The 11,987-nt window shown below is 51.6% G+C and carries 14 protein-coding genes; 9 read left to right on the forward strand and 5 right to left on the reverse strand.

Going from position 1 to position 11,987, the window contains the following annotated elements:
- Positions 1-132: 132 nt before the first annotated feature.
- Together Fuma_RS14815 and Fuma_RS14820 are read right to left on the reverse strand one after the other, a co-directional pair.
- Complete coding sequence (locus Fuma_RS14815; RefSeq protein WP_077024808.1) at positions 133-1,233, reverse strand: hypothetical protein; 1,101 nt, start codon at positions 1,231-1,233, stop codon at positions 133-135.
- A gap of 6 nt (positions 1,234-1,239) precedes the next feature.
- Positions 1,240-1,950: a DUF1963 domain-containing protein gene (locus tag Fuma_RS14820; RefSeq protein WP_083732065.1), complete on the reverse strand. Its 711-nt coding sequence runs from the start codon at positions 1,948-1,950 to the stop codon at positions 1,240-1,242.
- Between the two features lie 302 nt (positions 1,951-2,252).
- On the opposite strand from Fuma_RS14820, the gene Fuma_RS14825 reads away from it, so the two are divergent.
- The 6 genes from Fuma_RS14825 to Fuma_RS14850 all read left to right on the forward strand — a co-directional run bounded on the left by Fuma_RS14825 (position 2,253) and on the right by Fuma_RS14850 (position 6,688).
- Entirely contained in the window at positions 2,253-3,143 is an 891-nt protein-coding gene (locus Fuma_RS14825) for an ArdC family protein (RefSeq protein ID WP_077024810.1), read from the forward strand.
- Between the two features lie 301 nt (positions 3,144-3,444).
- Positions 3,445-3,861: a hypothetical protein gene (locus Fuma_RS14830; protein WP_145944193.1), complete on the forward strand. Its 417-nt coding sequence runs from the start codon at positions 3,445-3,447 to the stop codon at positions 3,859-3,861.
- 56 nt (positions 3,862-3,917) lie between these two features.
- On the forward strand, positions 3,918-4,223 hold the full coding sequence (locus tag Fuma_RS14835; protein WP_077024812.1) for a hypothetical protein: 306 nt from the start codon (positions 3,918-3,920) through the stop codon (positions 4,221-4,223).
- Between the two features lie 90 nt (positions 4,224-4,313).
- A complete protein-coding gene (locus tag Fuma_RS14840; RefSeq protein ID WP_077024813.1) occupies positions 4,314-5,207 on the forward strand; it encodes a replication factor C small subunit in 894 nt (297 codons plus the stop codon).
- Between the two features lie 724 nt (positions 5,208-5,931).
- Positions 5,932-6,327 carry a hypothetical protein gene (locus Fuma_RS14845; protein WP_077024814.1) on the forward strand — a complete coding sequence of 132 codons (396 nt, stop codon included), beginning with the start codon at positions 5,932-5,934 and terminating at the stop codon, positions 6,325-6,327.
- A gap of 58 nt (positions 6,328-6,385) precedes the next feature.
- Positions 6,386-6,688 carry a hypothetical protein gene (locus Fuma_RS14850; RefSeq protein WP_077024815.1) on the forward strand — a complete coding sequence of 101 codons (303 nt, stop codon included), beginning with the start codon at positions 6,386-6,388 and terminating at the stop codon, positions 6,686-6,688.
- 67 nt (positions 6,689-6,755) lie between these two features.
- On the opposite strand, the gene Fuma_RS14855 is transcribed toward Fuma_RS14850, so the two are convergent.
- Together Fuma_RS14855 and Fuma_RS14860 are read right to left on the reverse strand one after the other, a co-directional pair.
- Entirely contained in the window at positions 6,756-7,343 is a 588-nt protein-coding gene (locus Fuma_RS14855) for a hypothetical protein (RefSeq protein ID WP_077024816.1), read from the reverse strand.
- A 238-nt stretch (positions 7,344-7,581) separates the two neighbouring features.
- Positions 7,582-8,058, reverse strand: coding sequence for a macro domain-containing protein (locus Fuma_RS14860; RefSeq protein WP_077024817.1), 477 nt, complete (start codon positions 8,056-8,058; stop codon positions 7,582-7,584).
- 168 nt (positions 8,059-8,226) lie between these two features.
- On the opposite strand from Fuma_RS14860, the gene Fuma_RS14865 reads away from it, so the two are divergent.
- Positions 8,227-8,832, forward strand: a complete 606-nt coding sequence (locus Fuma_RS14865) for a recombinase family protein (RefSeq protein WP_077024818.1) — start codon at positions 8,227-8,229, stop codon at positions 8,830-8,832.
- Positions 8,833-9,177: 345 nt separating this feature from the next.
- On the opposite strand, the gene Fuma_RS14875 is transcribed toward Fuma_RS14865, so the two are convergent.
- Positions 9,178-10,875, reverse strand: a complete 1,698-nt coding sequence (locus Fuma_RS14875) for an ankyrin repeat domain-containing protein (protein WP_077024820.1) — start codon at positions 10,873-10,875, stop codon at positions 9,178-9,180.
- A gap of 366 nt (positions 10,876-11,241) precedes the next feature.
- On the opposite strand from Fuma_RS14875, the gene Fuma_RS14880 reads away from it, so the two are divergent.
- Positions 11,242-11,646 (forward strand): SRPBCC domain-containing protein, encoded by a 405-nt coding sequence (locus Fuma_RS14880; RefSeq protein WP_158521001.1) that lies wholly within the window; start codon positions 11,242-11,244, stop codon positions 11,644-11,646.
- Positions 11,647-11,649: 3 nt separating this feature from the next.
- Positions 11,650-11,982, forward strand: coding sequence for a TfoX/Sxy family protein (locus tag Fuma_RS14885; protein ID WP_218922445.1), 333 nt, complete (start codon positions 11,650-11,652; stop codon positions 11,980-11,982).
- The last annotated feature ends 5 nt before the right edge of the window (positions 11,983-11,987 follow it).

Consider the following 11,987-nt stretch of genomic DNA (forward strand, 5'->3'; position numbering starts at 1 on the left):
GACCATCCGGCCCAGCGCCACTTTTCTCTTCCCTTGGTAACGCCGCAGGTGCCGTGGGAGACAGTGGCAGTAGCGATGTGTCACCCCAGTAGCTGGTGTCCGACACTGAATGACACCGGTCAACCAATTCCCTCAAGACTGCTGATAGTGAGTCGCAGTGGTGCCACAATCACTGCAAATGAAGGCGTAGAAAATCCCTTCCATCATTGGATCAAAGTCCTCGTTGCTGACCTGCCCAATGAAGACCATCTTCCGAGAACAATCAAGACAGTCAGGGAACTCAGCATCCTGAACCCACGTTGGCAAACCTCCAATTTGCGAGAACTTGCCGCTTGGAATTCCAGTCCAGCTTGCGGACTCCATGAAATGCCTTGGCTGATTGGCAAGGACCAGCGGACATTCAGGAAGCAAGTCAAAGTCGTCTGACTCATCCGGGAGATACTCGGGACGTTCGTTTGCAGGATGCCATTCGACACCAGTCTCAGTTGTTTTGCCATAGACCAAGCCGTACGCCGTGCAAACATCGCACGTCAGGACTTGCCAATGTCTTGGCATCAAGTTCAGGAACGCAACTTTTTCGCTTGCGGCATCAATGTCGAATAGTGATGTCAGTTTTCGGCTGCACCATGGGCACTTCTCTTCCGAACGCAATCCAACTTCTACGGCACTCGACACATCGTCGTTTCCCGGTTGGACAAGCGGAACCGTTTCTTTGAAGAAAAGGTTTCGACGCTGACCGTCTGCTGTGAGTTCCCAGCCAGCTTCGTTGGCATAAGCATGAGGTGGAACATAAAGGTCATTCGCCCATTTAGGCTTCTCCGTTCGCCATTTTGTAAAGGCAGCTTGAGCTTCTTGATTCCCAGCCCACGCAAGGCAAAGTAACAGGTGGTTGCGAGATAGCTGAGCATCCACAGATTCAATAAGAGTCGCCAACCTCAATGCCACGGCATCACTCGCATCGAAGTAGATCAGTCCGGGATAGAATATCTCGGCGTCGAGCAATCGTTCATGAAACGGAGTCAAGCAACCCGGATGAAGACATGACAGGCACGTAAGGTAGTCGCCACCGTTCTCGTCGCCATTCAACGCATCGCTGACAAGACAATCAATGTCGTCATTCGTGAGCCCACGATAAAGCTCCGTCGCAATCTGAGACTGTGTGACGAGGTTTTCTCGACTTCCAAACGAGCCAGTGCTGTGAAACTGACGGATTTGTTCTGATGCTTTGCTCATAACGCCCTACCCACACTGCCACAAAAACTTTGCTTCATCACCAGCTTCGTTCAAAAATGCGTAGCCGACACCGGCATCGCCAAAGTTGATCGAGAATGGGACGCTGCATGAATCAAGCTGAAGCAACAGTTGGCATGGTCCTTCAAACGGGAATTCATCGCCTTGCATGAAGACAGGCGATCCACCGATTTTGTTTTCATCGAGTTTCCCAGTGGCTGCTTCTGCATCTTCCTCGGACATCTTGAATCGCTCGTCTTCGGTGACAAACTCGATATCGTCAGACTCGACCAACTTGACAGCGAATTCGCAGGTTTGCTTCTGAAGTCGATCCTTTCCTTCCACTTGGACCATCTTGAACAGCGTTGGGCCATCTGTCTTGTTCGCAGTTGGTGTCCGTGAAGTTCCCGGCTGGAGAACAACAGCATTCTCGCCACCATCGGGCTCATACGTGCCGTCTATAAAGCTGTCGTCTTCCTCTTCCGTCATGAACAGGTAGGCCATCTTTGCTGGCGTGGTGAACCCGTACTCTTCACGCAGTTCAACTTGTCCAATGAATCGCATCTGATTGCCGGTTTCTTTGCTTAGCGGCCAAGCAGGCTCGTCGATCCAAACTGGTTGACCACCAAACTTCGTCACCGGCTCGGTGATGGGCGAGTTGGCTTCGTTGAATTCGATTACTTGCTTCTTTGGCATGGCTGCTTCCTTAGTCGTTTTCATGTCAGTTTAGCAGGTGTCCTTCACTTCTATGACACTGCCTGTCGCCTGTCTCTCTCTGAGGCAGCACATTTTGTGGAAATTGCGACAACGATCTTCTGCATCGCCGCATGTTCTTTAATTTTCGGGTGTTTGGGCCACGGGTAGAAACCGGCCTTTAGGTGTCAATCCTCTGAAACAAAAAGGTGCGACAAACGGCTGCTTGAAACCCAGTCGCATTTCCCACGAGAAAGGAAAACGGTAGTCCAGCCAAATAACGGACACCAACTACTTGAGCGTCAAACACACCACACTTGGAGACGCTCATGCCCAACGCACTTCACACCGAAATCACGAACACGATCATCGAAGCACTGACCACTGGCGACCTTCCTCCTTGGCGAAAACCATGGTCATGTGATCCGAATGCATCGGGGCTTCACACCAGTTTGTCTTCGGGCAAGCCCTACCGAGGAATCAACCAGTTGATCTTGATGTGCTCGGCGATGAAGAACAACTTTCGTTCCAAGTATTGGGCCACGTTCAATCAAATCAAGAAACAGAACGGCAGCGTTCTGAAGGGATCGAAAGCGACGACTGTTGTCCTGTACCGACCTGTTGACCGCACGAAGATCGACGACACCGGTAACGAAGTTGACGATTCCTTCTTCGTCATGCGATCTTTCAAAGTTTTCAACGCCGATCAAACAACTCTTGAGCAATTTCAAGTCAGCGACGAGCCAGAAACGGGCGTGCCGTTTGAAAACTACGAAAACGCCGATCGGCTTATCGAGGACATCGGTGCCGACATTCGATACGGCGGAAGCGAAGCCTTCTACTCGTCAAAAGAAGACTACATCCAGTTGCCTCACCGTGAACGCTTTGATTCAGCAGAGGCTTTCTACGAAACGGCTTTCCATGAACACGTTCACTTCACCGAGAATGAGAGTCGTCTGAACTGGAATCGAAAGAACGAAGGCTATGCGATGGGTGAATTGATCGCAGAACTCGGAAGTGTCCTGATGATGGTAGAACTTGGCCTGCCGATCTCAGATCAATCCAATCATGTTTCGTACCTCAAACACTGGCTCAGTGGAATGAACGACGATCCAAAGTTCATCTTCAAGGCATCGTCGCAAGCCAGCAAGGCAGTTGATTGGCTGCTGGCTTGCAGCAAGCAAGATGCCGAAGTCCGAGAAGCGGCAATTGTTGTTTGAGTGGTGTGTTGTCATGGCAGCGAACGGAGTCGCTGCATTATCTCAACGGACACCAACTACAGCGTCGTTCCGATCGGGACACACCGAGAAGGACGACATCACTGATCGAGTCGCCGCTTGGCTTTGACGCCTATCAAGCAGCATGAATCGAGTTGGCTGGACTGTGCAGCAGCCGCTTAAGATCACTGCCTCTGCGAAGCTTCAAGCCGCTATTGATCACTGGTGCGTCCTGATTGGTTTTTCAACTTTGACGGACACCAACTACTTCGTCAGACACAACCAACAACTGACGGAGAAAACCATGTCCGACGTTCAAATTGAAAACACGATCGTAAATTGCCAACTGGTAAGCGTCCCCTATTCAACTGTCCTGAAAGCCATCGAAGCCACTGACAGCGACCCGTTCACCATGAAGATTCGTTGTAAGGTCGAGTGGGTTGCGATTGCTCAGTGCGTCAGTCTGGGCATCGATGCTCACCTTGAGGCGTCTTTCATCAAGGGCACGGATGTTTATGACAACGGCACCTGCGAGATATCGCCACATTCGCTCTGCGTGCTGCTGAAGCGACTTGGCGACACTGAATTCAAGGCGACTGAAGATCATTCGGCTGACGACCTCTGGGATGCAGCCACATCGCTGCAAAACTCGATCTTCATCGTCTTGGGAATCGACGATTACGGCCAATACGTGGGAAGGGAGGCAATGGGTTTGGAATAACGGACACCAGCTACCTCATCGAAAGGCAACTCCAACATTTGGAACGGGAGCAAACGATGGCGTGGGAAATATCAATCACCGCAGAAGGCTGGTCAGAGATTCGTGAAAAACTCGACGACTGGAATCGTGAAGATCTGATCGCAGCGATCACAGACGACAAGTTCGATGCGGTCTACGAGAAGGCAGGAATGGATCACGCCAAACGGGCTGCTGATGCTGAACGAAAGCGGATCAACGAACTGCCACATGACGTGCTGGCTGACCGAGCCTTTGAACTGGTCGAGCAGAACGGTACGTGTGACAACGGTGGCTACGGCTACTGGATCGACCGGGAGGGCTTTCACAAAGTCTGGTTGGAATAACGGACACCAACTACGTGGTTGTCAATGAATGCCAACTCCAACTTTTGGAGTGGCCTCAAAATCAACGTCGCTATCTACAGAGAGCCTGCCATGCAAATCGAACGCCCACGAACACGAGTCGAAGAGAAACAGGAGCACTTGGCAAACATGGTGCGAATGATTGCTCAGAGCCAATATCACGCCCTGTTTGTGATTTCACAGGGTGGAACCGGCAAGTCCCGAACCATCACAAACGTCCTTCGTGACGAAGGACAAGACGTTGTGACGTACAATTCGCATACAACGCCGTTGGCTTTGTATCGGTTGCTTTGGGAAAACTCAAAATCCGAAAAAATAGTTTATATCGACGATTGCGATGAGCTTTACAACAAATCAGGACCGGCACTAGGACTCCTTCGCAGTGCCTTGTTCGGCCAACCAAACCGATTGGTGACGTACAACAGCAGCACTTTGCCACCTGATCTCCCCGCTCGATTTGAAACCACGTCACGGTTCATCTTCTGTGCGAACAAAGTTCCAAAGAAGTGCCCGATCTTCGACGCTGTTGTTTCACGCTGTTTGGTCTACCGAATGGATCTGACCAACCCGGAGATCATCGAACAGTTTCGTGTGATGAGTGAGAACGGCTACCCCGGTTGCCCTCCTGAAGCCGCCGAAGAAATCGTTGACTTTATAGAGCAACACGGTGACGAGAAGCAATTGTCAATGCGACTGCTGACACCAGCGATTCGCATCTACAAGTTTTGCACTGAGAACAACACGGACTGGCGTCCAGTCGTTCTTGCTCAGATGCAAAATCTTGGACGACCGGTGTCGGCGACGAAACGACTCAACAACCATGAGCAACAAGAACGGTTACTGGCAGAGGCTCAAGCCAAATTTCCTGATTCAGTGTCTGAACAACAGCGGTACTTTTGCGACAAAACGAAGAAGTCGAGGGCAACGTTTTATCGGGCGATCAACCGAATGAAGAAAGGTGCATAGCGGACACCGGCTATTTGGCGGACACGGGTATTCAGGCGGCTGATTCTGAAAGTTCAACACACGTTGCGGATGTTGGACAAAATCGACTTATGTTCTGCAAACCCATTGAAGGGATCGACACCGGCGATGGCAAAACGTGTATCGCACATCGACCATCTCGATGACTTTCAACGAAGTTGTGGGCTGCTTGCATTCCATTCGGGGACATTCCGCAAGTGGTGTAAACTAAGATGTCTGGCTGTTCATGGAACGCAGCAGCGATGCCAAGAAGGCCACGAGCATCACCTGCGTTTTGAGGTAATATTGGGCGAACATGCACACCAAGCGACTCGATAGTCGCTTTAGCTTGTTCCCTGCTCATGCCACATTTCATCAGCCAGCCGATTGCAGTTTGCTGCCTGAACCCAAACCACGACCGAATTGGTTGCGCTGGTCGAGCAATGATCAATCTCTGCTCTCGATCTTCGGCGATCTTCTTCAAACTCCTTTCAAGTGCAGGCATGTCATTGAAGTGCCCTTCAGAAAAGTGAAGGCACAAGAACGTTCCCGGTGCAGTTGCAAACTCCGGGAGTGCAAGACACCGAGCCTCCTTTTCCTCATCAGGGAACCATCCTCGTGTTTTCAACGGAACTCTCCTGCAAAGCCTCGCCAGCGCAATCGCCAGATTGTAACGGACACCGGCTACGAAGGTGCAAACAACACTTTCACTTGCTGGAGTCCTTAAATGTGCCAAGTCAAAGCCAACACCAATTTTCACGGGCACGAACTCAGCGACATTGCTGTCATCAATCCGGGTGGATGGTTCGGGAAAACATGGCTGATTGAAATCGGTGGCTCCTATTCGTCGTTCTACTTGGTTGTCGAAGCTGGGAGCATGTCTGACGCAATCGACGAATTGGCGGATGACGAAAAGCACAGCCATCACATCGTCGTCGAAGAAGAAAACCTCGGTGACTACGATTCTGAATCGTGTCACTACGGCCCATCGGGGCAGGTGCTGGATCTCGATCACATCATGATCTACGGGCAGGAAGGCTCGGCCACACCGTTTCCATGCAAGTACACCGGTGGCTGTATCGATGGCGTTTGTCCAACTGAATTTGAATGCGAGTGTGAATGACGGACACCAACTACATCGGTGTCTACAGCCGATGAACGGCAGGGAACAGGAATCAAATATGATCGCACCAAACAAAAACAACGACAACGACCCAAAGTTTGAATTGGGACAAGTCGTTGCCACTCCGGGAGCCATCGAGGCCCTCGAAGAATCCGGTGAAACAGCAGACACATTCATCCACCGGCACCACACCGGCGATTGGGGCGATGTATGTGCCGATGATGCTCTGGCAAACGAAGAGGCTCTGCAAGTCGGCTTCAGGATTCTCAGCGTCTACCACACTTCAAAGTCTGTGAAGCTGTACGTGATCACGGAAGAAGATCGAAGTAGCACATGCTTGCTCTTGGCGACTGATTATTAGATCAATTCTTTGCCATCTTCTTTGCTTGAGCAACACCCTTGGCAACTGTGTGCGGACACCAGCTAATTCAATGTCGGGGAGTCAACGCCGCATTGTCAAGGGGTGTCGGATTTGCCAGCGTTGCTGAAAACTCAAACTGCCGACGAACAGCCTGCATGTTGCTTCGGTCCCAGAGCGTCAAGTGATTCTTCTTATGACTGCGACTTGATGGCTCGTAGTCAATTCGTTTGTATACTGCCAAATGCTCAATCGCTTCTGGGTGAACGATTGATTCGTCAATCCCGGACGGATGCAAGGCACCAGCAAGATCACTGAGGTTAACTCGGACTTTGCGCCACACGACTGGATCAAGACCGCAATTGCGGTCCAGCCACATCAATCCCAATGCTGCCCCGTCTTCATTGATCTCGACGCCTTCCGTGATCGCAGCTTTGAACAATGGGCTGTCGTACGGGATCTCACTGATGAATGGCAACGTCACTTCAACTCCATCCTCAAGAATCAGGGCGTTTGCCGTCGCTGATGTAACTGCAACCGGATTGTTGAGTTCTTCGAAGTGCCAAAGCGGAATGGGAGTCCCAGTGAAATATGTTAGGCCCCCGAGGATCAGCACGAGGCACAGCGCCAGCCAGCGAATATGCCTCAACTGTGTCATTGGGGATCTCCATGAAGGACAGCCATTCAAAGAATTGACAGGCCAACAGCATTGTACCTGCTGATCCGTCAGTACCAACAGAAATTCGATTCCGCTGACTCTAGCGGACACCAGTTAGTGACAAAAATGGATAGTCAGAATTTCAGCCGGAGTCGTTCCCTGAAACCCCGAAAAAACCAAAGCCTCAAATGCGACAAATAGGTGACAACACCGTTGTGGTCTTTTTGTCACCACAAAGTCAGCCGAAATCGTAGACATATGTTTCGATGTCACGATTGAGCAATGCCTTTTCGATCAATGGCTCGATCTCTTCCCATTGCCCGCCCGCCAAGCCACAGCCGATTCTCGGCATGTGAACAGATGCGGAATACTCTGCGGCAAATTTGCCAACGGACTGAAGCCCACGCTCGATAGCCGCATATCTGACTGGAGCTTGCCCTTCCTTGCGACGGAGCCCGTGCTGGCCGATCAAGTTGGCAACCCAGAGGCCGTCTTCTGCTTTGACGAACTGAACCTCGCCAAGCTCAAACGGTTGGGCACCATCTTCTTTGTGCCAGCGTCGGTACTCCGCTTCCGGTTCTTTCCATCGTTTCGAGATAGCGACAACGAAGCCCTTCCCCCAACCGCCGATATCGTTGCATACGTGGACGATGATCTTCGGCCCATCGCCAACCGGCTGGGTGGCGTCGCCTTCGAGGTAGTTGATGGACATCATTGTTCTTCAATTTGTAAAGTGTCAGTAATGTTCAGATTCTGGTGTGGAATCGATCAGATGCCCCGAAATCCATGAGACTGGAACTGTAACGGGTCGAGCAAAATTGACAGTTTACATTAACGGACACCAACTACATCGCTGAGTTCACCAGTCAGCGGAGTAGGAAACATGGCGAAGAAGACAGCAATCTATTCGAGGATCAGCAGCCGACAGCAAGATCACCGCAGCCAGATGCCTGACCTTGAGCGTTGGGCTGAAGCACACGGTGAACCAGTGGTCTACTTCAAAGACACGTTCACGGGCCGCACCATGGCTCGACCGGGCATGGACAAAATGATGGAAGCCTTGAGAGCAGGCAAGCTTGACCGCATCGTTGTCTGGCGGCTCGATAGACTTGGCCGAACAACGAAGGGACTCTGCCAACTGTTCGACGAGCTTCACTCACGTGGCGTTGATCTGGTCAGCATGAAGGATGGGTTCAGCTTGGCATCACCAGCCGGTCGATTGCACGCACGCATATTGGCGAGTGTCGCCGAGTACGAGACCGAGATCAGAGCCGAGAGAGTTGCCGCAGGTCAGGCAGCAGCACGCAAGCGAGGAAAGACGTGGGGCGGCAGCGACAAGGGATGGCGTTGGAAAGTGACGGTCGATCAGGTCAACGCAATCCACGAGATGAAATCCGCAGGCCGCAAGATCACGCAGATCGCACGAGTGACGGGGCTGTCACGCCCAACGATCTACCGTGTGCTGCGAGAAGTTGAACCGATTGTTTGATTGGCGTGGCTCATCCGAGTTCGGGTAGCAAAACCAACAATCCAACAATTAATAACGGAAAGTTGGTGAAGTAAGTCCCCGTCGTACGCTCGGGAGACACTACGCATGAGTCTCTTTTTTATCGAACAACGTTTTTCGACCGCCCTATGCGCTGGTTGTTTCAGACAAATCGGATTCCCAAAATCGCCGCCGCCAGATTTTCGACGGATCGCAACGGGCGATACAAAAGTTGTTTTATCGCCATCGGCCTGACACAGCCGCATGGCGTAAACACAAAAACAATTCGAAGATCGAAAAATCGCCGCCGCCAAAACAAATTCGGCGGCTCAATGATCGACATCCGACTTAAGTCTTGCGAGTCCACTCACCGCATGTCAGATTCAGTAGGTAAATCTCACTGTTTTCCACGAGTTCTTCATGCCCATTCGTTTCGATACAGACTTTTCCGCCAGAGATCGACAGAACGTGTGGCTCCTGCAACATCGCTTTATGATCATGAATCCATCCGGGGCTTGCTCCGGTTGTTGGAATCGACTCAATGGCCCATGTTTCGCAGTTCAATCGGTAAACCAGCGTAGTGCCAAATTTTCTTTCACCGTGGTAACCCAAACTGCCAACGATGTAGATGAATCCGTCAATGAACGTGGCTGAATGGAAGTCCGTGGGAGGGAAGACTTCTTTGGGGTAGCCCATGATCTGAATCTGACCACCACGTTCGTGAATCAGAACGTCGTTGTAGATGCAGAAATCCGGGTCGTAGAAGTCTTCGTGCTCGCCACCAATTTGCACGAATCGGCCATTAGGTAGCTCCGTGAATGAGACTCCATATCTGCTAAAGCACCACGTAGCTTCTGCCATGTTGTCCTCGTCGCCAAACTGCGACTTCGCCTCGTATGCCGAGATCCCGCATCGCACCATCTCGTGCCAAAACGCAACATCGATCACCTCTGGGTTAGATTTCCCATACCGTGGGCGACAACCGAGTCTGTATTCGGCTTCGCTGATATTCAGTGGCTTGCCCCCTTCGAGTCCAAGAAGTATCCGTTTCAACTCAGTGTTGATTTCACCGATGTCTTCGCCCGCAGCGATAAGCAAACGCATCACCTGCTCAGTCGAAGCCATCGACATCGTACTGTCATCGTATTCGTTCTTCCGATTCGTCTTCGCACCTGCGTCCAGCAGCACCCTCACGCAACCATCGTGACCTTCCTGTGCCGCAAGCATTAGGGGCGTGTTCTGAGCATCATCGACAGCTTCAATCTCGGCTCCAGAACTGATCAGCCACGAAAGCATCTCGGCATTGCCTCGTGAAGCGCAGATTGCCAGAGCGGTTGATCCACCACGTTCTCGATCTTCGATATTAGCCCCGGCGGATAGCAAGAATGTTGCCTTCTCGATGTCTCCAACAACTGACGCCAACAACCAAGGTGTGCGTCCCCATCGATCACGTTGCTCAAGGCCGCTGTCGCCAATAGGAAAAAGCTGCTTCAGGTCGTCGATTGAGCGCAGGGCGACAGCATTCATTGGCTCCGTCCACTGAAGTCGAGATGGATCGGCCCCAGCTTCGAGCAAAGCTTGCACAGCGTCAAATCGACCGAAACGGGAAGATACACTCAACGGCGACTCACCATATTGCGTTTCGGTATCAGTGTCCGCACCTAAACTCACCAACAACTTGATCATCGGCACGAGATCATCGCTATCGAAAAGGCTGTACATGATATTGACGACAACGGTGTAGCCGCTTGGGGAAACGAAATCCACGTTCGCTCCGGCATTTGCAAGCAGCATGACCTTTCCCGAACTGCCTGAACACGCAGCCAGATCGAACGGTGATTTCTTCCCTTGATCGACGGGTGCATTAACATCCGCTCCCGAGTCGAGAAGTAGCCTGAGCAGGGATTCATCAGCGTCTGGACTGCTCGCTGCATAGGCCAGCGGCGTGAAGTCACGCTCATCACGGGAATCCACAGGAACGCTTTTTTGTAGCTCTTCCTGTACCGCTTCAATATCACCATTTGATGTAAATAGGTGGATATCCATAGGCTATCGTTGCTCCCAATCCCAAAGCGCTCTGGCTTCTGCATGAATCTTTCGGGGCCAGCAATGCCCTGATCGCATACTGCCTCGCATCCTCGAAACACCATTTTATCGAAGGTTCGCCTCACATGAATCCGTCTGATTTGCTTCGCCGCCTTTACCTACATCGTCAGTGGCTAAGCCACAGGCTTCTGTAATTTAAGTTTCGGGCAGCGAGTTCTCTGCTCTCGTGAGCAAGGCAAGCCTCAGGTTTTGGAATGGCGAACTCTACCTTCGACCTGTAATACATCCATGGCACGTCGGTTGGAATCATCGTTGTCGTGTGCCAGAATCAGCGAGCAGGACGTTCAACAGCAAAGGAACTCGAAAATGACGATTGAATTCACCGTCTCTGCTGTCATTCCGGCATCGCCTAAAGAAATCTACGATGCATGGCTCAACAGTGACGGCCACACGAAGATGACAGGCAGTCCGGCACACTCAACGGCAATTGTCGGTGATCCATTCGATGCATGGGACGGGTACATCAGCGGAAAGTATCTCAAACTGGAACCGGGCAAACGAATCGTTCAATCGTGGAGAGGTTCAAGTTACAAAGATTCGGACGCCGATTCGCAGATCGAAGTCACATTCGAGCCAGTCGAAGGCGGCACAAAGATCACGCTCGCTCACACCAATGTGCCGAACGACCAAGCCAGCCATGAACCCGGTTGGAGGACGCACTGCTTTGCACCGATGCAGAAATACTTCGGTGTCTTGGCTGACAAGGATTAGAGCGTGAGAAACATCGATGAAGTATTGGTCGCCCGAATCCGTCCGCTGATGAAGCGCCGTAAGGGCTACTCGGAGAAGAAGATGTTCGGCGGCGTTGCTTTCATGATCAACGGGAATATGTGCGTTGGTCCGTGGAAAGGGTCGCTGATTGTACGGCTCGAAAAGGAAAAGCACGACGAGACTCAATGTGAGCCGCATGTGAAGCCAATGGATATCACCGGCAAGGTGATGAAAGGCTGGGCCAGAGTTGAACCCGCCGGTATCGAGTCGGATGAAGACCTCAAGGCATGGGTCGAGCGAGCCGTCAGGTTCGTCAGATCATTGCCGCCGAAATGATTTCG

The sequence above is a fragment of the Fuerstiella marisgermanici genome, assembly GCF_001983935.1.
In the GTDB taxonomy this organism is placed as follows: domain Bacteria; phylum Planctomycetota; class Planctomycetia; order Planctomycetales; family Planctomycetaceae; genus Fuerstiella; species Fuerstiella marisgermanici.